Origin of the sequence: Aquabacterium sp. A3, assembly GCF_038069945.1 — a bacterium.
GTDB lineage: Bacteria > Pseudomonadota > Gammaproteobacteria > Burkholderiales > Burkholderiaceae_C > Aquabacterium.
In genome coordinates, this window is sequence record NZ_JBBPEV010000001.1 from 1,725,676 (window position 1) to 1,749,844 (window position 24,169).

Consider the following 24,169-nt stretch of genomic DNA (forward strand, 5'->3'; position numbering starts at 1 on the left):
AAATGCACCGGATGGCGTCCGTGTTTGAACCTGCCGACCCCAACTCCACCCTCTCGACCCTGTGTCGCGGGTTGATGACGGCCGACCCCAAACAGCGGCTGCGCATCCAGCGCTTCATGGTCGCGGCCATCAACTACGTGATCTTTGGTGGGCTGCTGGTGTTCATGGCGGCCCAGGGGCGGGTGCCGTGGGACGCCGCCATCCCCCTGCTGAGCTTCATGGTGGCCAGCGAGGTGGGCATCTACGTGCTGCTGCGCACTGGTGTCGCCCAGCGTTATGCCGACCCCTCCCTCACCCTGCCGCAGATCCTGCTGGCCCTGGTGGCGGTGGTGTGGTCGTACGCCATCCTGGATGAATCGCGGGGGGCCGCCCTGATCCTGCTGGCGCTCATCCTGACGTTTGGCATGTTCAACCTGTCGGGCCGCGCCACGCGAGGGGCCACGGTGTTCGCCCTGGGCTCGCTGGGCGCGGTGATGCTGACGCTGCACCACCGCCATCCCGCCCAGCACCCCTTCAGCCAGGAGCTGATCCACTTCCTGTTTGCCTGCACCTCGCTGCCGACCATCTCGCTGCTGTCGGCGCAACTGGGCATGCTGCGCAAGCGGCTGGAATCGCGCAAGCAGGAGCTGATGCAAGCCCTGGAACGCATCCAGATGCTGGCCACCCGCGATGAGCTGACCGGCTTGTACAACCGGCGCCACATGATGGAGGCCCTGCGCGTGCAGCGCGCGCTGGCCGAACGCACCGGCCAGCCCTTCTGCGTGGCGCTCATCGACCTGGACCACTTCAAACAGATCAACGACACCCACGGCCATGGCGTGGGCGACGAGGTGCTGCGGCGCTTTGCCGAGGTGTCGCTGCGCTGCATCCGCGAAAGCGACCTGCTGGCGCGCTGGGGTGGCGAAGAGTTCCTGCTGATGCTGCCGGCGGGCCAACTGCCCCAGGCGCGTCACAGCCTGGACCGCTTGCATGACGCCGTGCGCATGGAGTCGCTCGCCCCCAGCCTGCCACACCTGGGCGTGCGATTCTCGGCCGGCCTGGCCCAGCAGGTGCCCGGCGAACCACTGGAGGCCACGATCGACCGGGCCGACCAGGCCCTGTACGAGGCCAAGCGGGCGGGACGCAACCAGACCGTGGTGGCCTGATCAGGCCTGCGACTCGGCAGGGCTGTCCGGCAGCCTCAGACCAACCGACTGAACGCGGCCGCCGTCCATGCTGCGCACGCTCAACTCGGCGCCATCGAGCATGACGTGGTCGCCCACCACCAGGGGGCGCTTGAATGAACGCGCCATCCAGTTGCCCAAAGGCAGGTGGGCGTCGTCCGGCTCTCGCAAACCGTAAAACAGGCACACATCGGCCACGATGGTTTCGCCCGTGAGGTTGAAGTCACCAAACACCAGGCGCATGGCCGACTCGTTGGCATCGTCGGGCAGCGCCACGTCCATGCGACGGGCAAACCAGCCGATGCTGGCGCCCTGCAGGATCAACGAGGCCAGCACCACCAAAAACGCCACATTGAAGATGAGATGGGCATCGGGCACGCCCGCCATGAACGGGAAGATGGCCAGCACAATCGGCACCGCGCCGCGCAACCCCACCCACCCGATGTAGGCCACCTCTTCGCGGGTGAAGCCCATGGGGCCCAGGCACAACCACACCGCCAGCGGGCGGGCCACGAACATCATGGCCAGCGCCACGGCCAGCGCGGGCCAGAAGGTCTCCAGCATGCTGGACGGCGTGACCAGCAGGCCCAGCAGCAAGAACATCGACGCCTGCGACAGCCAGGCGTAGCCGTCCAGCGCCGACAGGGACGACTCCAGTTGCGGGCCGATCTTCTTGTTGAGCGCGATGCCGAAGAGGTACACCGCCAGGAATCCTGAGCCCCCGAACCAGGTGACAAAGGCAAACACCACCAGACCGGCCGAGGCCACCAGCAGGGCCAGCACGCCATCGGGCGCTTCGGTCAGCAGCCCCAGGCGGCCCAGCCCCCAGGCAAAGCCCAGCCCGGCCCCGATGCCCAGCACCGTGCCCCAGCCAAACTGAGAGCCCAGCGAGGTGATCACGTCCAGCACCTGCTCGGTGTGGGTGTCGCCCAGCCCGGCCAGCCCCCCCGCCGATGCCACCCCGATGAAGGTGAGCGTGAGAAAGACGGCCATGGGGTCGTTCATGCCGGATTCGATCTCCAGCGTGGTGGCCACCCGCTCATTGAGGCGCACCCCGGCCGATTTCAAGAGCGAAAACACCGCCGCCGCATCGGTCGAGCCGACGATGGCCCCGAGCAAAAACGCCGTGGGCCAGGACAGGTCCAGAAACACCCGGGCGGCCAGCGCCGTGAAGCCCGAGGTGAGCGCCACCCCCACCGTGGCCAGCAACAGGGCGGGCTTCAGGCCCGTGCGGAAGGTGGTGAAACTGGTGCGCAGCCCACCGTCCAGCAAGATGATGGCCAGGGCGATGTTGCCCACCCAGAAGCTGAGCCGGTAATCATTGAACCGGACACCGAAGGGGCCGTCCTCGCCGGCCATGATGCCGGTGAACAGAAAGGCCAGCAGGAATGAGAACCCCGCCCGTTTCGAGAACACCCCCACCAGCAGACTGGCGAAGAACAACACCGACGCGGTGAGCAAGGGCAGGCTGAGGAAATCCAGGTTGAGCATGTGCTCACATCATCTCAGATTCCCTTGCGCGCCCTGCGGCCAGCCCCCCGGCTTGGGGCCGCCGTCAGGCGGTCAGGTCTTTGACGGTGGTGCTGACGCCATTGGTCTGCACGCTGGCGATGCCGTTGTCGCGCGACGCCTCGGAGGCGTAGAGCTGGCTGCTGCCAATGACCTGGTGGTTGGCCGCCTTGAGGTTGAAGTGAAACTTGCCGTTGGCGGCGGTCTTGCGCTCGTAACGGGTGTCGTCAGGGGCGTTTTTCTGCACCGAGGCGATGCCGTTTTCGGCCGCCGCACGGGTTTTGTACAGCTCGCTGCTCAGGATGGTCTCGGCGTTGCCCGCCTTGAGTACAAAGCGGAATTGCCCATCGCTGCTCTTGCTGAGTTCGAACCATCCTGCCATCGACTGCTCCTGTTCAGTGACTGAAGTCTGTGCGACATTGCACCGCTCAACCATAACGCAGCCCGCCGGGCTGTCAAGTCCGGCGCCCTCATGTCATGACCCAAACCACCATCCTGTGGCCCCTGCTGGCACTGGCCGCCTGGACCAGCCTGGTGCTCCTGCTCATTCCGGTCGTCCGCATCCGCGCCGGCCTGAAAGGCGAGATCCGGCCTGACGACTTCAAGTACGGCGAATCAGCCCAGGTGCCGCCCCATGTGAGCCTGCCCAACCGCAACTACATGAACCTGCTGGAACTGCCCATGCTGTTTTATGTGGTGGGACTGATGCTGTATGTGACGAACGGCCAGACGCCCATCACGCAAACGCTTGCCTGGGCCTACGTGGGTCTGCGCATCGCGCACAGCATGGTGCACCTCAGTTACAACCATGTGATCCACCGCCTGGTGGTGTTTGCCGCCAGCAATCTCGTGCTGGTGATCTTGTGGATGCTGGCTGCGCAACACGTGCTGAGCCTGCCTTGATCAGGTCTGCGCGCCAGTCGCACTCTCCCAGGCCAGCAAGGCTTTTTTACGGTCACTGCCCCAGCGGTAGTCGTGCACCTCGCCGCTGGCGCGGATCACCCGGTGACACGGGATGAGCCAGCCGATCTGGTTGCGCGCCACCGCGCTGGCCACCGCCCGGGTGGCGCTGGGCTGGCCCAGACGCGCAGCCAGATCCCCGTAGCTGCACACACCACCGGGCGGCAGGCGCAACAGGGCCTCCCACACCTGCAGTTGAAACGGCGAGCCCTTGAGCAACACCGGCAGCGGCGCCCGGGGTGATGTGCCCCACTCAGCCGCCGACCAGGGCGCAAACACCCGCTGCACCCACGGCACGGTGGCCTCGGGCTCGTGCACCAGCAGGGCCCGCCCCCAGGCCTGGCGCAGGTCGTGCTCAGCCTGCAGCCGCTCGTCAGGGGTGTCAAAAAACGCCAGAAAGCACACCCCGCGGGGCGCCACCGCCAGCAGCACCTCACCCAGGGGCGACGGATGCACGCCCCAGCGCACGCACAGGCCAGCCCCCTGGCGCTGGTACTCGCCCGGGGTGACGGCCTCGTGCACCACCATCAGATCGTGCAAACGGCTGGGCCCACTGAGGCCCACCGCCAAGGCCGTGTCCAGCACCGAGTGCTGGCGCAACAGCGCCTTGGCGTGCGCCTTGGTCAGGCTTTGCACAAAACGCTTGGGGCTCACACCGGCCCACCGACTGAACAGCTTGTGCAGGTGGGCCTCGCTGAGGCCCAGGTGCGCGGCCAGCTCGGCCAATTCGGGCTGGCGCCGCCAGTGCGCCGACAGGAACTCGATGGCCTGGCGCACACGCTGGTAATCGGCGTGCTGCGCCAGCCATGCGGGGTTGGACAGGCCGGTGTCGTTCATGGCGCCCATGCTAGCGGGGCCTCAAGGGCTGTCCACCCGATTCTTGTGCTGGCCGGGGGCGTCAGATGTCTTTTTGCGTGCTCGGTGCTACGCTTGGCGCCATGCTCCACCGCCTCACCCTCCCCGTCACCGCCTTTGAACAAAACTGCTCGCTCGTCTGGTGTAACGAGACGAACGAGGCCGCGCTGATCGACCCCGGTGGTGACATCGGCACCTTGTTGCAAGCGGTGGAAGAACGCGGGCTGACGCTCAAGGCCCTGTGGCTCACGCACGCGCACATCGACCATGCCGGTGGCACCGGTACGCTGGCGCGCACACTGGCGCTGCCCATCATCGGCCCGCACCCGGGCGATCAGTTCTGGATCGATGCGCTGCCGCAGCAAAGCCAGATGTTCGGCTTTCCGCAGGCCGAAGGCTTTGCCCCCACACGCTGGCTGGACCAGGGCGACACGGTGCAGATCGGCCAGAGCACGCTGCAGGTGCTGCACTGCCCTGGCCACACGCCTGGCCACGTGGTGTTTTATTCGGCCGAGCTGAAACACGCGTTTGTGGGCGACGTGCTGTTTGCCGGCAGCATCGGCCGCACCGACTTTCCGCTGGGTAACCACGCCGACCTGATCAACGCGATCAAGACAAGGCTGCTGCCGCTGGGCGATGACGTCACGTTCACGCCGGGGCATGGCCCCGAAAGCACGCTGGGCGAAGAACGCCGCTTCAACCCCTATCTGCGGGGCTGAAGCGGCGCCTGCCACAGCAGGCCTGGGTCACAGGCTGCTGGTTTGCACTTCGATCAGCGGCTCGTCTTCCTCTTCGGTCTCTACCGCGGGGCCGGCGGCGGTCGGCTGGCTCAGGGCCTTGTCCAGGGCCACGTCAAAGCGATCGTCCACGCGCAGGTTGTCGGCCAGCTGGATCTGGCGCGAGAAGCCCAGATCGGCCGGGTAGGTTGGCAACAAGGTGTTCACCGTGATGACGGTGGTGCCTGACGCGTTGAGTGGCTCGGGGTCGCGCTCGAAGGTGTAGTTGCCGATGAACACCGGCAGCGCCACGCGACCTGCCACGGCATACGCCGTGGTGTACATGCCCGTGGGCTGCTGCATCAGCATGAAGCGGCGCCCCGGGTCGTACAGGGTCAGGTCCACACCATTGCCCGGCAACCTGGGCACCAGGTTGTCGATCAGGGTGTGCACATCGCCGCTGATGACGTTCACCACCTCACCCACCAACATGCCCTCGAATCGGTAAAAGGGCACGTTCAGGCGGAAGATGCCGTTGGTGATGTCGAACGACGGGATGCTCAGCGGTTGGGCGCTGCTGACCGTGATGTCGGCTTGATCGATGAGCGGGTTGCTGCCGTAGCCGCCGATGCGGAATGCCATGGGCGCGTTGCTGCGGGTGTGCTGCACGCTGGCGGTGATGCGCGGCGAGTACATGCCCAGGGCCGAGCCGATGCGGCCTTGTTTGAGCAAGAGCTCGGTGGCACTGAGCAGCTCGGCACGGTCTGCGCGCAGCACGTCCAGTGTCATGGCGCCCAGGCTTTCCAGGCGCACCCGCGGCGCTTCCAGCTCAACCACCGACAGGGTGTTGCCTGCGTACATGTCCACGAACCCGGCGGAACGGATGTCCTGCCCACGGATGTCGCGGCCAGCCGAGGCACGCAGGCCGTGATCGGCGCTCAAGACGCGCACCACGCCCAGGCTCAGGTCTCGGCGAGCGTCCAGCACGATGTCGCCATCGTCGGCGATCAGGGTGCCAAACTGGCCATCGCGCATGCTGGCCGTCAGGCCTTGCCCCAGGCGCCAGGTGTCGCCCGACATGTCGCCACCGGCGCTGGCGTCGGTGTGTCCGGCCACGGTCAAGGTGGTCACGGACACGTCACCACCGGCCATCAGCGCGGCGTTGCCGCCCGCCTGCAGCGCGGTGATCGACAGGTCGCCGCCGGCCGTGGCCTGGGCGTTCTGCGCGGTCTTCAGGCTGCCGCCCGTCAACTGGGCGCCCGCCTGCAGCTGGGCCGACCCGGCGGTCGATTCGATGGCATCGAACACCAGGTGCTGTGCGGCCAACACCGTGGTGTCGTCCACGCTGGTGGTTTGGCCCAGGGTCACGTCGCCCTCGGTGGAGCGCACTTCCAGCGCCCCGCCCGCCTGCAGCGTGTCGGCCTGCACCGGGCCCACGCCTTGCAGCAGCATGTTCTGGCCCGACTGGGCCTGGGTCACGCTCAGCGCGCCACCGGCCATCAGCACGGCGTTGCCGCCCGCCTGCAGCGTGGTGATCGACAGGTCGCCGCCGGCCGTGGCCTGGGCGTTCTGCGCGGTCTTCAGGCTGCCGCCCGTCAACTGGGCGCCCGCTTGCAGTTGGGCCGACCCGGCGGTCGATTCGATGGCGTCGAACACCAGGTGCTGTGCGGCCAACACCGTGGTGTCGTCCACGCTGGTGGTTTGGCCCAGGGTCACGTCGCCCTCGGTGGAGCGCACTTCCAGCGCCCCGCCCGCCTGCAGCGTGTCGGCCTGCACCGGGCCCACGCCTTGCAGCAGCATGTTCTGACCCGACTGGGCCTGGGTCACGCTCAGCGCGCCACCGGCCATCAGCACGGCGTTGCCGCCTGCCTGCAGCGTGGTGATCGACAGGTCGCCGCCGGCCGTGGCCTGGGCGTTCTGCGCGGTCTTCAGGCTGCCGCCCGTCAACTGGGCGCCCGCCTGCAGCTGGGCCGAACCAGCGGTCGATTCGATGGCATCGAACACCAGGTGCTGTGCGGCCAACACCGTGGTGTCGTCCACGCTGGTGGTTTGGCCCAGGGCCACGTCGCCCTCGGTGGAGCGCACTTCCAGCGCCCCGCCAGCCTGCAGTGTGTCGGCCTGCACCGGGCCCACGCCCTGCAGCAGCATGTTCTGGCCCGACTGGGCCTGGGTCACGCTCAGCGCGCCACCGGCCAGGAGTTCGGCGTTGGCACCGGCCTCCAGCGCGGTGACCAACAGATCCCCGCCCGCCACGGCCTTGAACTGCCCGCCCGTCTGAGCCGCCATCAAGGTCACGTCGCCCTCGTCCGAGGTGATGAGCGCATCGGTGCCAGCCAGCAGCTGGCCGGTCACGTTCACGCCTTGCGTGCCCTGGATCACGACGCTGCCGTTGTCGTGCAGCACGCGGTCGGCCAGCACACGCCCGCCCACGAGGCTGAGGTCGCCATCGGCCAGCGTGGCGCGGATGGCCACACCGGTGCTGTCCAGCAAGCCAGCGGCCTGCAGCTGGATGCTGCGGGCCAGCACGTCGCTGCGAACGCGCAGGTTGTTGGCGGCCGCCACGTTCAACACGCCCCCGGGGGCGTTGAGTCGCTCGGCCGTCACGTCGTCACCCAGCAAACGCAGGTACACATTGCCCGCCGCCGAGCTGGCGGCCACGCGCGGTGCATCCACCGTCACGGGTTTGTCGGAAGACTCACCAATGCCCAAGCCGGCGCCGCCGCCATTGAGGTCCACCAAGTCGGTGGCCGTCAGGCGGTTGCCATCGGCCTGGGCAGCCAGGATGCGGCCCACGGGCGCGTCCAGTGCGATGTGTTTGGCAGACACATTGCCCACCCGCACATCACCTTCGCTGGCCTTCAGGATGACCGACTCGGCCGCCTGCAGTTCGGCGGCGGCGGTGCCGCCACTGGTGTACTGCCCAACGTCCAGCGTCACGCGGCCAGAGCGGCTCTGCAAGCGGCCCGCGCCCACCATGAAGCGGCTGTCGCCCGCCACACGCGCATCCCGGGTGGTGATGAGCTCGCCCTCCAGGCGAACTTGTGGCCCGTCGCCCAGCACGGTGGTGCCGGCGTCCAGCATGAAGCTGTCGGCCACGCTGGCCGTGGTGGCCCCACCGCTGCTGAAGCCGGTCAGCGTCAGGCCCTTGCCTGCCGCCAGGGCCACGTTCACGCCGTCGCGCACGCTGAAGCCGAACAGGCCCGGCTGTTGTGCATCGGCCTGCGCCGCATTCAGTTGAAGCAGCGCGGCACCGTCGGCCGCCGCGGCGCCGAAACGCCCCGCCGGCAGCTTGACCATCAATTCGCTGGCCACGATGCCCAGGGCGCCGTCACGGGCCAACAGGTCGCCGTTGGCCACGGTGAAGTGGGCGCGATCGGCCGCGGTGATCTCGTCAAACAGCACATCGCCAGCGTCGGCCCGCTCGATGCGGATCTCGCCGTTGGAGGCCCGCACCTGCTCCAGCACCACGTCGGCATTCGCCTGGGTGCTGCCCACCAGCACCGCCCGGTTGCCCTGAGCGGGGTCGAAGGTGCCGATGCTGCCGCGGCCGGCATTGAGGATCATGCCGGTGCCCGCCGTGAAGGTGGTGCCCAGACCTGTGCGCAGGATGCCGTCTTCGGCGGTGAATCGAACCTGACCCGTGCGGGCCTTGACCGAGTCCACCTTGGCCTGACCCCGCGCGCTGATGATGGCATCGACGCCCGCGTCCACCGTGAGCGACTCGGAGGCCGAGACGATCACCGGACGGTTCTGGCGCGCGATGAACGAGACGGGCTTGCCGTTGGCATCCTTCACCACCGTCAGGTCGTTGGCCGAGGTGGCCTGTAGCAGGGCTTGCAGCTCGGTGCTGGTGAGCTGGCGGCTGCTGCCGTCCGTGTTGTAGAGCTGGATGTCCAGGTCCTGCACATAGCGGCCCACCGAGGTGTTGGCCCCCGTCGTCAGCGTGACCTTGCGGCCACTGATGTTGGTGTAAGTGGGCAGCGGGGTTTCGGTGCCCGTGCGGTTGAGTGCCGCCGAGCGGATCTGGTTGGTCAGCAGCTCGACCCCCCAGTACGCGCCGCGCACCAGCTGGTCTCGCAGGTCTGCATTGGCGGTGCTCATGTCATAGGTGAACCCGCTGTCATAAGCCTGGAAGGCGCTTTGCTGTTGCCAGCCCTGGCCGCCATAGGCCTCACTGAAGCGACTGCTCAGGGTGCTGTACAGACCACTGACGTAGCCCTGCACCTCGGCGTTGCTGAGCGCGGCGTCGCTGGGCAGCCCCTGCGCGCTGCGAGCGCGGTTGCGCCACAGGTCCACGATGAAGTCGCGCACCTGCTGGTCGCTGGGGGTGCTGGCCAGGTTCAGGGCCTGGCGCGTGCGGTCACGCCACTCGTTGGTGACCTTGCCCACCGTGAACTGCCCGGAGGCGTCCACCGTACCGGCGTCCATCAGGGCCCACCAGGTCTGGTAATCGGTGCGCACCCGTTGCTGGTAGGGGTCGACGGTCTGTGTCTGTGCGTCGGCCAGGGCCTCGGCCTGGTCGGTCATCTTCAGACGCTCGCTCCACAAGGCCTGGATCTGTTCTTCCGAACGGATGTCGGTGGGCTGCTCTTCACGGGCGTCGCGCATGCCGGTGGCCGAGCTGATGACCACATCCCCTTCGGACGTATTGACCTCGTTGATGCGCAGCACCTCACCACGGTTGTCGATGCGGATGTCCCCGCGCGCCTTGGCCGACAGGATGCCGCCTCGGTAGTTCAGCGACTGGGTGGGGCTGTCGCCCGTGATCGAGCCATTGGTGGAGACCAGGTCCACCACCTTGCCGAACACCTCGCCATCGTTGATGGTGGACAGGTTGCCGGCCGCATGCAGCCAGGTGGTGCCTTGGGAGCTCAGGCGCTCGGTGCGCACCGGGCCCACGGCATCAAGGAACAGCGAGCCATTGCTGACCTCGGCGAACAGATTGCCCAGGGGCTTGCCCTGTGCATCCACCGCCATGTCGATGCGCAAGGGCTTGCGCAGACCACTCAGGTCGGGCGCAGCGCCCACGTCCAGGATGCTGGAGATGCGCAGGTTGCGCGCCGCGATGGTCGGATCAACCTCGGTGCCCTGGCGGATGCCCCGGCCCTGGTCGGTGAGGATGGTGTCGCCGGTGCGGTTGATCAAGGACCCGTCCAGCGTGATGCCCCCCTTGGAGAACACATTGATGTAGCCTTGTGAGGCCCCCACGGCGCGGATGGGTACCGGGGTGTCGGCCTTGACCGAGATGCTCTGCGTGGCCCGGATGGAGGTGGGCAGATAGAAGGTGCGCTCGGCCGCGCCGTTGTACGAGTACGTGACCCGTGCACCGTATCGGTTCAGCTCGGTGGTGTCGGTGGACAAACGCAAGGTGGTGCCCGCATCACCCGGGTTGACCGACACCGAGTAGTTCTGGTTGTTCGTCCAGCCGCTGGTGAAGCCCCAATCGGTGGCGCGGTAATCCCACCACATGTTGCTGTTGGCCACCGGGTTGTACACGGTGCGACCGATGGTGGCCGTGCGCGTCCAGTTCAGGCGCGCGCCCGCGATGGGGTCATAGGCCAGGTTGGGGGCCAGGCCCAGGTAGGTGCCCGACAGGTTGGCGTACCCCGCGCGCAGATCGGCCCCATAAGACTGGTAACGCGTGAAGCCCTGATTGGCGCCCGCCACCGGGTCGTACACGTACCAGGTGGTCAGGGCGCGGCCCTGTCCGTCACGCTTGAGCTTGTCGGTGATGCGCAGCTCGCTCTTGCCCAGCTCACCCGTGTTGATGCTGCCCAGCGACAGGTTGAAGCCGCTGTTGTTGCGGATGTCGAACTGTGGCGCCCCGCTGTTGAGCTGGATCAGCCCGTTGGTGGCGCCGCTGCCGTCCAGGCGGCTGGAGTTGATGATCTGGCCCGACAAGTAGATGCGGCCACCGTTGCCCCCCGTCATGGAGCGCGTGACCAGTTGCCGGCTGGCGGCGTCGAACCAGATGGGCACAGCACGGTCACCGGCCTTCACCTGCGCCACGCCGTTGCCCATCGTGTCCAGGCGGTACAGCCCCGTGACCGGATCACGGAACTGCGACAGGCCGGAGCGCGCCACACAGGTCGGGTCCAGCAGGCAGTCCAGCACCGTGACGGTGCTGCCCGCCACGTTGATGCTGGCCGTGTTGCTGACCGTGACCGAGCTGCTGCCCGACACGCCCGAGCTGATGCGTCCGTTCAGGTCGAGGATGGAGGCGTTGATCTGCAGCAGCTGCCCGCCATTGAGGCCGGTGGGCACGGTGGGGTTGCTGGCGTTGGAGCCCGCGTACAGGCTGCTGCTGGATGCCGTGGGCGACAACAGGGTGTGCTGGGCAAACAGATAGCGGTTCTTGTACCAGCGCAGGTAATCCGGCGAGCTCTTGCCAAAATCGCCCGCGATCTGGCCGAAGTTGTCGCCGCTGTTGACGTACGACCACACCACCTGGTCGTTGTGGATGCCATTGCCCAGCTTGCTGTCATACAGGTAGGGATCGCCCACCGAGGACAACACGGTCGACAGCTCTTGCGTGCTGTTGGGCGCGCGGCCCACCAGCTGGATGAAGCGCTCGCGCGCGGCCAGCAAGGCGATCTGCACCGGGACCATGTCCGACTGCCAGGGCGACAGCCTGGACAAGGCACCGATCGCGCCTTGCCATGCAAACGCCGGGTCACCGCCCGTGAAGTACGGCGCGTCTGGCGTGCCCAGAGAGATCGCCCCGTTGGGCGCGTCCTGGTAGAGCTCGGCCGCGCTGATGGCCGAGGTGATGGCGATGTCGCCACCGTCGGTCTGCACGGCCACACGACCTTGCAGGTTGGACACCTGGCTGATCTCGCCATTGAGCAAACGACCCGGCACGAAGAACAGCGTGCCACTCTTGTCACCCAAGGGGCTCAGGTAGTTGGCCTTGACGTTGATCAGCGGCTGGCGGTCGGTGTTGTACTCTTGAACGCGCACCGACAGCTGGTTGGCCAACTGGCCACGGGCAAAGTCGACGTGCCCGCCCGACGGCTCGTCAGGGATGTACAGGTTGTTGATGAACAGGTGGTTGTTGCCCGCGTTCTGGACATCGATCTTGGCGCCGCCCGAGGCGCGCAGCAAGCCACTGCCGGTGATGACATCGGCATCGACCTTGATGCTGCCGCCGTAAGCCCGAAGGTCAGGCAGCACGAAGGCGGTCAGCGTTTTGTTGTTGACCAGGGCCAGCAGGTTGCCCAGGCGCTCGGCCTCTTCCGGATCGTCCGTCGCGTCCTGCAGGTCCTGCAGGTAGTCACGCGCGTTCAGCGTGGTCTTGACGAACACGCGGTCGGGCGCCTCGCCTTGCAAGGTGTCCACCGAGCTGAGCTGAACCAGCCCACCCTCGATCAGCAAGGGGTCCACGGCGGCAGAGGCGTCACCACTGCCATCCTCAACGCGATAGCTCAGGTTGTTGTTGATGTCGATGGTGACCTTGGTGCTGCTGCGCACGCCCGCCATCACGCTGCCATCCACCTTGAGGCGGTGGTCGTACTTCACCAGCTCGTTGCCCGGCGTGTTGATGACCTCGTGGGTGCTCTCGCTGTAGGGGTTGTGGCCGGCGGCCACGGTCTTGGCATCCGACAGGCCCCGACGCGAGCCGATGCGCACATCGCGCACCGAGCGCACCCGCGCGCCACCGGCCACCGTCACGGTGGCGTTGTCCACGGCCGAGGCCTCGGCGTCCAGCTCGGGCGTGATGGGGATCAGGGCGTAGTTGTAGACATCGGTGATGGCGCGTGCGCCGATCAGGTTGATGGCCGCACCCTGTGCGTCCATGCCGGTGCCGATGTTGATGTCATCCCACGCGAAGATGTCGGCACCCGAGCCCACGGTGACGAACTCGTTGGCGATCAGCTCGGTGACCGAGCGGCCACCGGCGATGCCGATGGCGCCATAGGTCTTGGTCAGGGCCTCATTGAGCACCTTGTGGTCCACGCTGGTGGTCAGGGCGAAGCCGCCGGTGCTGCGCACCAGCGTGTTCTGGCCCAGCGACGCCGTCACGCTGCTGTTGAGGAAGGTCTCCGACTTGGTGAACGGCGCCTGGATGGCACCGCCCGTGTTGAGCTTGACGTGCATGGCCGCGTCCGTCGTGGCGCGGGCATGCAAGGCGATGTTGCCCTTGCGCAGGTACGGATCGCCACTGGTGATCAGGCTGGCGTTGTCGGCCACGCGGGTGGCCGCCTCGTGGTTGAGCGTCTGCTTGGCCACGACGGCCGCACCGCTGACCAGGCCACCACCGGCGCCCGTGGCCACGTACTCGGCATCACGGTCGCTGGCAGAGGCCGTGCCGGCCACGCGCTGCACGTGCGCCGCCGAGCTCAGGCTGATGCCATCCAGGGCCTCGACTTCGGCATAGCGCCCCACATCGATGGTGGCGCCGGCCTTGCGGCCGCCAGTGTTGTTGGTGTAGGTGGCTTCGGTGCCGCTGGCCCCCACCACGCTGGCGTTGACGGCGTTGGCGTGCAGGCCGTAGTTCGACTGGTAATCGGCCACCACCTCGACCGTGCCGGCGGCCAGCGTGGCGTGGGCGTTGGGGGCGGTGCCGCTGCCATCGAGCACGCTCACGCTGGCGCGACCCGTGTCGTCGATGGCCGACGAAGCCGCCGCGCCCGAGATGATGCCGCCCGAGCCCGCCAGGGTGCGCGAGACCAGGGTGGCTTCACCCATGGCACTCAGGCTGGCGCGGCTGCCCGCCGTCTCGACCCCATTGACCTGCTCGTAACGCGTGCCCAGGCCGTAGCTCAGGGTGGTGTCGGTCTGGCCGTGTGTGCGCGAAATCGCCGCGCCCACCGACAGCAAACCGCCCACGCTGATGCCCGAGGCCACCGACGTGCCGCGCACATCCGAGTTGGCATTGAGCGCCAGGGCGCCAGAGCCCAGGGTCACCTGGTTGCCCAGGCGGGTGTGCACGCGGGCCTTCTGCGTGGTGTCGGCCACGGCCGCATTCGCGCCCACCAGCAAGGCGCCGGTGCCAGCGGTGGCGTTGGTGCTGGCCGAGGAGGTGTCGATGGCGTCCACCGACAGCTTGTTGTCATCGATGGTGCCAGTGCTGGGGTTCACGCTGGTGCGCACCAGCACGACGGCGCCATCGTCGATCTCGGCGGTGGTTTGCGAGTTGACCGTGGCCGTTGAGGCAGAGACCCCCAAGGCGCCCCACGAGGCCACCGCCACCCCCAGCGAATCGGCCGACAGCACCGCGTCGTGGCGGGCGGTCAGGGCGATGTCGCCGTACAGGCTGCCCACCACCGCGTTGTCGCCCACGCGGGCGATGGTGTGGATGTTGTCTCGCAAGCCCGTGCCCGCGCCCGTGGCGCCAGCCGCCCCGGCGGCCAGGCCGATCGCGCGCGCACGCAGCACGCCGCCGGCGTGGGCCGTCACCGAAATCTGGTCGCTGGCCTCGATGCGGGTGCCCCGCAGGCCGGCGGTTGACCCCGCCTCAGAGAAGGTCGCACCCGCGCCATTGACGTCCGGGTTGATCTCGGCCTTGACCGTGCCATCGCGTGTGGCGGTGGCCGACGAGGCCCCGACGGCCACCGCCCCGACCGAGGCGCCCAGCGTGAAGACGTCGACCTTGCTGTGGTCTTCGGACGTCATCGCCAGCGAGCCGATCGTGAGGTCGCCATCGACGTGTGTGAGCACCTGGTTGTTCAGGCCCACGTGCGCCACGGCCGCACCAAAACCCACCAGTCCGCCCGCGCCACCGGCCACGGTGACGTTGCACACGGTGGTGTCCTTGCCGCAATCGACCTGGGTGTCGCCGTCCTTGACGGAATGGCTGCTGCTGCGTGAGAGGTTGTCGGCCACCGCGCTGATGGTCACCTCCGGGCGCCGCCCACCATCGCGGGCCAGCACCAGGCTGCGGCTCAGTCCGGCCTCGACCGCGTTGTTGACGAAGGTCAGGCCGATGCTGCCGCCCACCCCCACCGCGCCGGCAGCGCCCAAGGCGCCCGCCGCATTGACGATGGAGGTTTCCGTGCGTGCCGTGACCTTGAGCGTGTCCGTGCGCAGCACGGAGTTGCTCACCAGGGCCTTGGACTCGTTGGCCCGCCCGCTGCTCAGCAGGCTGCCCATGTCGGTGCTGGTGCTGGACGAGCCCTGCAGCTCGGCCAGCTCGGCGCTGCTCAAGGCGTTTTCCTTGCGCCCATCGGGCCCGCCGTCAATGCCAAAGTAGCCCTTGATGCCCGAGGTGGCGTCGCTGGCGGCATCGATCGACGATCCCCCCTTGCTGTTGCCCGTGAAGGCAGCGAAGGCCTCAGGCTGTTGCGACGATGCCGGTGCCGTGCCCAGCATCACCAACGACAGCGTGCCGCCCACGCCCGCGCCACCGCCCACCCCCAGGCCGATGGTGTAGTTGTCCATCTGCTTGCGGTTCAAGGCCTCCACCGTGATGGCCGGCGCATCCACCAGCGAGCTGGTGATGGCGGCCTGCGCCGAGCTGCGCCCGATCATGAGCGACACGGCGCCGCTGGCACCGGCCGAACCAAACGAGATGCCGGCCGCGCCGGCCGCACGCAGGATGTTGCCCTTGTCTTCGGCCTTGACGCGCACGCCACGCGTGGCGTCGCCGCTGCGTCCGGACGCGTCCAGCTCCGCATCGTGCACCCGGGCGCTGGTGGTGCTGTTGTGCACCGTGACGTCGATCACGCCGGCCACGCCCACATCCGAGCCGCCCGCCAGCGCAGCGACCACGTTGGCGTTGCGCACATCATTGATGGCATCGACCGTGATCTGGCCATCGGTGTCGATGCCAGCGCCCCGCGCATCGGCGCGAATCACTCGCCGCGCCTGGCCTGCACGGCTGCCCGTGCGCGACTGGTCGATCTCGGCGATGGTGGTTTGCTCGCTGACGGCCACGAGCACCGAACCGGCGCCGGCGTATCCGCCCGCGATGGCGCCCGAGCCCACCACGAACTTGTTGCCGCTGAGGTTGCGCGCATCCACCGCCACACCGGTGGCGTGAACCTCGCTGTCATAGATGCCGGCACGCGTGGTGCCTTTGCTCACCCCCACCTCGACCGTGCCCGCCCCCGCCACGCCACCAGCGCCGGCCACCGAGGCCACCGACCCCGCCAGACCGGCCGTGCTGGAGGCCTTGACGTTGACCTGTCCGCCCGCGTCCACCTCGCTGTGGCGAAGCTCGGCGATGGTGTCGGCCTTGTTGACGTCCACCGACACGGCACCGGCCAGGCCGGCCAGCCCCGATCCCGCGCCCGAGAAGGCAAAGTTTGCGCTGTACTGGTGGCTGGACGCCAGGATGTCGACGTTCTGCGCCAGGCCCGTCTCGCCCCGGTACAGCACGGTGTCCGGGCCATCGATGCCCGGCACCAGTTCACGGTCAACGTTGAGTTTGGCGTTGGTGACGCGCGCGGTGGTGCTGCCACCGGCCACCTGGGCACCGATGTTGCCCGAGAAGCCTGCGCCCAGGCTGGCCGCCACGCCCACGGTCAGGCCCATGGCCTTGATGTGGCGCACCGACGAGGCGTTCACCGCCACACCGGTCACGATCTTGGTGGCTTCGGTCAGCGTGGGGGCGGCGTAGTTTTCGGCCTTGGTGAAGCCGTCGTAGGTCACCTGCTCGGTGAGCTGCCCGTTGCCCACTTCCAGCGTGTCGCTGCTGTCTTGCGCGCGGGCATTGACCACCGTGGCGGACTCGCCATCGTTGCCGATGGAGGCGCGCGTGCTGTTGCTGATCACGTTGGCCGACGCCGACGCGCCCACCGCCGCCGAGAACGAACTGGCCGAGATGGCCACCCCACCGGCCAGGGCCGAGATGTCGCCACGGTCACGGGCCTGCACCAGCACGTTGTGGTTGGCGTCCACCTGGGCACCCTGGTCGATCTCGGCCACGATGCGGTTGGTCATCACGTTGACGCCAATCGAGCCGGCCACCGCACCCGATGAGGCGCCGCCAATGCCCACGGCCAGCACGCCCACGGTGCCGTCGCTGTCGGCCGTGACCTTGACGTTGCGTGCCTTGACATGCGCATCCGCATCCGTGCTGTCGCCATGCAGCGAGGCACGGGTCTGGGTGCCCATGTGGTTCACGGTCAGCGCCGCGCCGCCCGCGCCACCGCCGGTGCTGACCGCCAGGCCCAGGCTCAGGGTGCGCGAGGCCGAATCGTCTTCGGCCGCCAACACGTAGTCGCCCCCGGTGTCGAGCTTGACGCCGGTGCTCTCGGCCACGGTCACGTTCTCGATGGCCGAGTTGGCGCTGGCGCCATTGAAGGCGAAGTTGTCAGCCACGCCAACGGACACCGCAGCTGCCCAGATCTCGGCATTGCTGCGCGCGCGCTGCAAGATGCCGCCCGAGCCGATGTTGAAGGTCGAGTCCGACATGAGCGCCTGGTTGCTCATGCGGATGATGTTGATGTTGATGCCCGCACCGATGGCCGTGCCGCCCTTGGCGCCGGTGCCGGCCAGCGAGAAGATGCGAGACGACTCGGTGCCATCGGCCGAGGTGTCACCGGCCAGGATGCTCAGGCCCGTGCCCGTGAGGTGGCTGCCATCGCGCACCTCGGCCTTGGTGGCCGTGGCGATGTCGTCATAGGTGACCGAGCCATTCAAGGCCACGCCGGCGGCATAACCGCCGCTGATGGCCAGGGTGAAGAAATCAGCGTCGCTGGACGCGGTGACCTGGTTGCCCCCTTCGTTGGTGACGGTGGCGCGCTCCACGATGGCCTCGGTGCGGGCATTGCTTTCGCTCACGCCCAGCGCCAGGCCGATGGCTGCGCCACTTTGCACGTTGACCGCCACGTTGCCAGCCACGGTCCAGTTCTGGGTGTCGTCTTCGGCGCGCACCTTCAGCGCGTCGTCGGCCGTGCTGCTGAGGTTCACCGTGGTGGTGGTGCCACTCTTGCCCAGGCGGGCTTCGGTCACGTTGCCATTGGACGTGGCGGCGGCCGAGCCCACACCACTGAAATTGCTGTTGTCGGTGGACACGGCGGCGCCCACGGCCACGTCCACCGCCAGGGTGGAGGCCTTGGCGGCGATGTCCAGCGTGCTGGCGCTCAGGTCGGCGTCGTAGGCACGCGCGATGTGCGATTTCTCGGACACGGACACCGACACGCCCACACCCGCCCCATTGCCCTGCCCCACGCCCGTGCCGGTCACGGCGATCATCAGCGAGCCGGCACGCGAGGTGTCCCAGGTCACGGCCGGGTTGTCGTCGTCGGTCTCGCCCTCGGGCACTTCGCGCTGGGCCGAGATGTTGGCCTGACCATCGCTGGTCTGGTTGGCCAGGAAGCCCGCACCAAAATCCGAGCGGTCTTCACCCACGTCGGCATCGGCCTCGCCACGGGGTGCGCCCGCAGCGTGGGCGGCATAGGCCGCATTGAACGCGGCCTGCGCCTGCGTGGTGACCTGGTCGCTGGCCACCACCGAGATGTCGCCATCGGCCGTGATGCTGCTGCGCACCTTGGGCTGCCCACCGGCGGCGGGCGCGTCGGTGATCTCGGCGATGGTGGTGGTGTTGACGAAATTGATCGCACCCGAGCCGGCGATGGACACGCCGGAGGACGAGGACTGACCCGAGGACACGGACACCGCCACGGCCGCAGCGGCCATGGTGGTGGGGTCGAAGGCGCCCACGCGCACATCGTTGACCTGGGTGATCTGGCTGCCGCGGATGGCGGCCGTGGTGTCGCTCTTGATCAGGCCCACCGCCACGGTGGCGCCCACGCCCTTGCTGCCGCCCACGCTCAAGGCACCGCCGCCCAGGCCGGTGGTGGTGCTGTCACGCGCCATCACCTGCAGGTCGGCCGTGGCCGGGTCTTCGGCATCGTCACCTTCGCGCCCGCTCAGCGTCGAACGCTCGACCACGGCGGTCAGGGTGCTGTCCACGTCCGTGACCGAGGCCGAGATCGCCGCCTGCAGCGACTGCGCATCCTGCTGCGCCGAGCCGGTGCTGGCCGCCAGGCCCAGGCCCACCGAGACGTTTTCGCCACGGCGATCGGCCAGCACGTCCATGCTGGCAAAGTCTTGTACATCGCTGCCACGCACCGAGGCTTCGGTGGTGTTGCGCACGATGTTGAGGGCCAGGGCCCCCGCGCCGCCGGCCTTGGTCGTGACCTTCGGGTCTTTGCCGCGCGACAGGGCCCCTGCGCCCGAGGCGGCCACGATGTTGGCCTGCTCCAGCGCATTGACCGTCACCTTCAGCGCGTCGCTGGCCGGTGTGCGGGCCTTCACCGTCACGTTGTCCAGCCCCGCCTTGGTGACCATCTCGACGTTGTTGACCGCCGCATTGGCCGTCAGCGAGAGGTTGAAGGAATTGGGCGAACCCTTGGGGGGCTCATCCTGCTTGGGACGCACGCTCTTGTCGAGGGTGTTGCCCACCAATGGCACGGCCTTGAGCTTGTCGGCCGCCGCCGTGCGGGTGCTGGCCATCTTGTCGGTGGCCTTTTGCTTGAGCGCTGCAGCCGCGCTGGGCTTGTTGGCCGGGCCTTCGTAGGTGTTGGGGTCGTCGTTGCTGGTGTCCGAGGCCATCACCCCCAGCGACACGATCATGGCCTGGGTCTGCGCATCGACCGTCAGGGTGTCGCTGACGCGGATGCCCTGCTCGGCGGTCGGCAGCGCAGAAAAAGGGTTCACGGCCACACCGGCGGGGCGCAGCCAGTCTTCGCTGGTGCCCACGTTCAGGCCCACGCGGGCCTGGGTGTCGGTGTGGATGTCGGCCAGGCTCAGGCCCACGCCCACCGACACCGCGCCGCCGCTGGTCAGGGCCGCGGCCACGTTGACCGCCGTCAGGCCCTGGCGGGCGTCCAGCAGCACATTGCGGGCGTGCAACTGCGCGGTGGCATCCACCAGCGCGCGCACCTGGTTGTCGGTCAGGACGACCGCGCCCAGCAGAGACACGCCCGTGTCTTCGGCCTTGCCGCCCGAGGGCGTCAGGGCCACCAGGGTGTCGTCTGCACTGGCGTGCACATCGACGGTGGCCGCGGCCTTGAGCGTGGCCGAGGCATCCACCAGGGTGGACACGCTGTGCGCCGCACGCAGCACATTGACCGAGGCGCCGGCCGAGTTCTCGCCCTTGGCCCCCGGTTGGGGAATGAGGCCTGCGGCCGAGCCCGCCAGGGTGATGGCGGCGGTCTCGCTGGTGGCACCCACGCTCAGGCTGCGGTCAAAGTTGACCGCCGTGCCCAGGGTGATGCCCAGCACGGGCGGCGGCACGTCCGCCGGAAACACGCCGTACACCACGATCTTGTCGGGTGGCAGGGTGGCGTCGGCACGGCACTGCTCGGGGTTGGCCTCAAAGCCGCACAGCAGCGACTTGGTGGACTCGATCTGACCCGCTGGCGGCGCCACCAGGTTGTCGTTGTCCAGCGGGTCGACAAAGGCCGGCGGCGCATCCGGGATCTTCCAGGTCAGCGACCACGGTGTGTCCACCGTGGCGGTGGCCTCCAGCGTGGCCTCGGGCGCGATCCAGGTCTGGGCGGTGTTGCTGAAGTTGGTGTAGTTGACCGAACCGGTGATCGCGGCACCGCCTTCGACCTCTTGCGATGCCTTGGCGCTGGCGTAGCTGGTCAGCACGTAATCGGCCAGACCGAAGTTGGGCGGCGTCAGTGCCTTGAGGATCTTCGAGGGCTTGTTGCGGATGTCGAACTGGTCATCCCAGGTGATGTCCAGTGGCTGCTCGTTCTCGGACAGCACACCGATGTTCTGCGCCTTGATGGTGGCGCCTTGTCCAATGATGGTGCGGGCATTCTGCTCGTACAGGCCCACGGCCACGGCCGCCGACAGGGCAAAGCCCACATCGTCCTTGGCCTTGGCGCCCGACTGCGAGATGTTGTGGGTGGAGTGGTTCTCGGTGCGCCCCACCACGGCCACGTTGCCCGTGGAGTCGATGAGCACATCGGGCTCGATGACGGCGGTCGCGTTGAGCTTGCTCTCCACAAAGGCCATGGTGCCGCTGGCCTGGAAGGGCAGGTCAAACTGCCCCGTGGTGTTCTTGCGCTTGAGCGCATCGTCGATCTGGCCCGCCACGAACTGCGTCACGGGGTTGCCTGCCACCAGGCCCGTCTTGCCCTTCTTGGCCAGCACCTTCTGCACCAGGGCGGGCAGCTTGGTGTCCTTGGCGGCCACCTTGTTGTAGTTCTGCCAGGTGACGGTGTTGGCCAGCACGTTCACGTCGCCCACACCGATCAGGTCGGCACCCAGTCGGGCCTCCGAGCTGAAGTTGGTGATCGACACCGCCGCCCCCACCGACACCCCATCGGAGTCGCCACTGGCCGAGATCTTCTTGAGCGCGGCGGCGTTGAAGGTGTCGCCCACCTGGATGGCCTGGATGTCCACCTTGGACGCCTGGATGGTGCCGGCCTGCACGTCGGCCGTGGCCTTGTTGTCCGTCTTGACCATGGAGAACACCGCGTTCATCGGTGCGCCCGCCAGGCTGATGGACGAGACCTTGGAACGCGCGGTGGCGTTGTTCAGGGCCAGCACGTTCAGCGCGCCACCGGCGGTGATGCTGCCGCCTTCGATGACGGTCCTGGCCTCGCCACCCGTTTCGGCGTAAGCGGCGCTCAGCGTCACGGCACTTTGGGCCGTGCCGGCGTTGATGGCCTTGATCTTGTTGATCGCGCTGGTGGTGGTCTGGGCGTTGAGGTTGATGTCCCCATCGGCCTGCAGCACCGCCGTCGACTTGACGGTGGTGGTGGCGTTGGCCTTGGCGATCTCCACCCCGGCAGAGATGCCGCCCAGGAAGGCCAGCGCCTGCATGGCGAACTTCTCTTCGGTGCCCGCCGCCGCCGCGTAGGCCATGCTGGTGGCGTTGATGGTGCCGGCGCGCACGGTGCCGCCCAGCGTGAGGCTGCTGCCTGCGTTGGACACCACCAGGTAGTGGTTGGCGGCCGCGTAGGTGGACAGCTCGACCGTGCCGCCCTGGCGCACGCCATCACCGTGCGCGTAAATGCCGCTGCCGGCCTGCAGATCGATGTGCTCGCCGCGCAGGATCACATCACCGGCCTTGCCCTGCAAGGTGGTGGCCGTGGTGGCGTCCTGGCCAGCGGCCACCGGGCGCGTGATGATGCGCGCGCCGTCTTTCATCGTCACCGTGCCACCAAAGCTGCCGCCCAGGTAGTTGAACGACTGGGGATTGATGATCTCTTGCTGCGTGGCGATCGGCGTGCCACTGAACAGGGAGATGGTGGACGTGAGCGAACCCAATCCGCTGAGGATGACCCGGCCGCCACGCGTCTGGATGGTGGAGTCGTCCTGCAAGGTGATGTCTTGCGACTGCAGGCGCAGCACCTTGGTGCTGTCCAGGCCCATCTGGGTTCGCAGGTCCAGGTTCACGCCCTCGGCCAGCTCCAGCGTGGAGGTGCCCAGCGGGTTCGAGGCCACCAGGCTCAGGCTGGCGTTGCCCATGAGCGACTGGATGGTGCCCACGGTGATGTCGCAGGTGGTCAGGCAGCCCACGCTGGTGCTGGCCGCGCCCTCGATGATGCGGATGTTGAAGGCCCCCAGCGTCATCGTGCCGAAGGTGCCACCGGCGCCCGGCGACAGGTCGGTCTGGGCCGATGCGCTCAGCCCGGTGGCGTTGAGGCCCTCATAGTCCACCTGCCCGCCACGGCCACCCGCACCCGCCCCACGGGCCGACGTGCGGCCACGGATCGCGGTGCCCTCGCCGGCCTGCGGCGGCTGCGAGGCTTCGCTCACGTAACGAACCTGCCCCCCATCACCCTGGCTGAGGGCATCGGCCAGCACCTCGCCGGTGCTGCCCAGGGTGGTGCTGCGCGTGACCACGTCGGCGGCCTCGGCCGCGTCGTACGGGGTTGTGGGCCCGGTGTAGGTGCCGTCCGCGGCCAGGGTAGAGACCTCGACTTCTTCCAGGCTTTCATCGAAGGTGTCGTCGGCCAGCTTGGCCAGTTCGAACTCCGAGGGCCCGGCCAGACGGGCCGCATCGGCGCGGCCCACGGTCACGCTGCCACCACCACGTTGCCCGCTGACGTCCACCGTGCCCTCGATGCGCACGCTGCGCCCGGCCAGCGAGACCGAACCACCCCGCCCGCCGCCCTGCGCCGCCTCACTGTCGCTCACGGCATCCAGCCGCTGGGCCGCCGAGACCTGCGCGGACGCCGCGATGGTCACGGCGCCTTCGGCCACGATCTCGATCTCGCCACCGGCCTTTTGCACCAGGGCCGGTGCGGTCAAACCGCTGCCGGTGGCATTGACCGCCGCTTGCAAGGTGGGCGCCAGGCGGGCATCCGAGCCCGCGCGGATCACGGCACCGCCCTCCACATTCACATCGACACCGGCGTCCAGCGTCACGCCCTCCAGGGCGTTGATCTGACCTTGCACCCGGATGTAGCCCGTGGGGCTGCGACCGATGCCGCCCTGCAGCATCTGAGCGGTCAGTGCGTCGCCGGCACCGGAGCCCAGGCGGTCGGCCAGCGCGTCAAAGTCGGCACGGTTGGGCGTGAACACGCTGAGCCGGCCGGTGTTGATGACGCCGCCGGCGCCCACCAGCATGCCGTCGGGGCTGGCAAACACCAGGTGCCCACCGATGGTGCCATTGCGCACCGAGTTCAGCGTGCCGTACACCGAGATGGGGTTGGCCACCAGGTTCACCAGCGTGTTGACCGCGCCGGGCACCACGAGGTTGACGGTGTTGCCTGCCGCCACATCAAAGCGCGAGAAGGCATTGAACGCCGCATTGCCACTGATGGTGGTGGTGGTGATGTTGGTGCGGTTGCCATTGACCAGCACCGCGGTGCCCGTCACGTTGCTGCCACCCTTTTGCATCAGGGTGATCGTGTTGTCGGCCGCCAGCGCCGATTGGGACAGGCCCAGCGCCGAGGCCACCGCCAGGGCCAGCGGCAGGGGCTGGGGCATCGCCTGCGCCACCTCGGTGCCCCAGGCGGGACGGCGGGTGGCCTGGGGCGTCGCGGCACGGCGGGTGGCCATGCGGGCGTGGAGGGTGCGGCGTTGGCGATGCTGGCTCATGATGACAAC

General features: G+C 68.1%; 7 protein-coding genes. 3 read left to right on the forward strand and 4 right to left on the reverse strand.

Annotated elements, in window-relative coordinates:
* Nucleotides 1-20: 20 nt before the first annotated feature.
* Nucleotides 21-1,145, forward strand: coding sequence for a diguanylate cyclase (locus tag WNB94_RS07655; protein ID WP_341389453.1), 1,125 nt, complete (start codon nt 21-23; stop codon nt 1,143-1,145).
* Here the strand turns inward: WNB94_RS07655 and WNB94_RS07660 are convergent, their stop codons facing one another.
* Nucleotides 1,146-2,654, reverse strand: a complete 1,509-nt coding sequence (locus WNB94_RS07660; RefSeq protein ID WP_341389454.1) for a potassium/proton antiporter — start codon at nt 2,652-2,654, stop codon at nt 1,146-1,148.
* Between the two features lie 64 nt (nt 2,655-2,718).
* Nucleotides 2,719-3,054: a YegP family protein gene (locus WNB94_RS07665; RefSeq protein ID WP_341389455.1), complete on the reverse strand. Its 336-nt coding sequence runs from the start codon at nt 3,052-3,054 to the stop codon at nt 2,719-2,721.
* Nucleotides 3,055-3,149: 95 nt separating this feature from the next.
* On the opposite strand from WNB94_RS07665, the gene WNB94_RS07670 reads away from it, so the two are divergent.
* On the forward strand, nt 3,150-3,575 hold the full coding sequence (locus tag WNB94_RS07670) for an MAPEG family protein (protein ID WP_341389456.1): 426 nt from the start codon (nt 3,150-3,152) through the stop codon (nt 3,573-3,575).
* Here the strand turns inward: WNB94_RS07670 and WNB94_RS07675 are convergent, their stop codons facing one another.
* Nucleotides 3,576-4,469 carry a methylated-DNA--[protein]-cysteine S-methyltransferase gene (locus tag WNB94_RS07675; protein WP_341389457.1) on the reverse strand — a complete coding sequence of 298 codons (894 nt, stop codon included), beginning with the start codon at nt 4,467-4,469 and terminating at the stop codon, nt 3,576-3,578.
* 101 nt (nt 4,470-4,570) lie between these two features.
* Here WNB94_RS07675 and WNB94_RS07680 point away from each other — a divergent pair, with 101 nt between their 5' ends.
* A complete protein-coding gene (locus WNB94_RS07680; RefSeq protein WP_341389459.1) occupies nt 4,571-5,206 on the forward strand; it encodes an MBL fold metallo-hydrolase in 636 nt (211 codons plus the stop codon).
* Nucleotides 5,207-5,233: 27 nt separating this feature from the next.
* Here WNB94_RS07680 and WNB94_RS07685 read toward each other — a convergent pair whose 3' ends face one another.
* On the reverse strand, nt 5,234-24,160 hold the full coding sequence (locus WNB94_RS07685; protein ID WP_341389460.1) for a leukotoxin LktA family filamentous adhesin: 18,927 nt from the start codon (nt 24,158-24,160) through the stop codon (nt 5,234-5,236).
* Between the last annotated feature and the right edge of the window lie 9 nt (nt 24,161-24,169).

What these genes read in the sequence shown, in the direction of transcription:
- WNB94_RS07665 (WP_341389455.1), bottom strand. Translation starts at nt 3,054, where the DNA reads ATGGCAGGATGGTTCGAACTCAGCAAGAGCAGCGATGGGCAATTCCGC.
- WNB94_RS07660 (WP_341389454.1), bottom strand. Translation starts at nt 2,654, where the DNA reads ATGCTCAACCTGGATTTCCTCAGCCTGCCCTTGCTCACCGCGTCGGTG.
- WNB94_RS07670 (WP_341389456.1), top strand. Translation starts at nt 3,150, where the DNA reads ATGACCCAAACCACCATCCTGTGGCCCCTGCTGGCACTGGCCGCCTGG.
- WNB94_RS07675 (WP_341389457.1), bottom strand. Translation starts at nt 4,469, where the DNA reads ATGAACGACACCGGCCTGTCCAACCCCGCATGGCTGGCGCAGCACGCC.
- WNB94_RS07680 (WP_341389459.1), top strand. Translation starts at nt 4,571, where the DNA reads ATGCTCCACCGCCTCACCCTCCCCGTCACCGCCTTTGAACAAAACTGC.
- WNB94_RS07685 (WP_341389460.1), bottom strand. Translation starts at nt 24,160, where the DNA reads ATGAGCCAGCATCGCCAACGCCGCACCCTCCACGCCCGCATGGCCACC.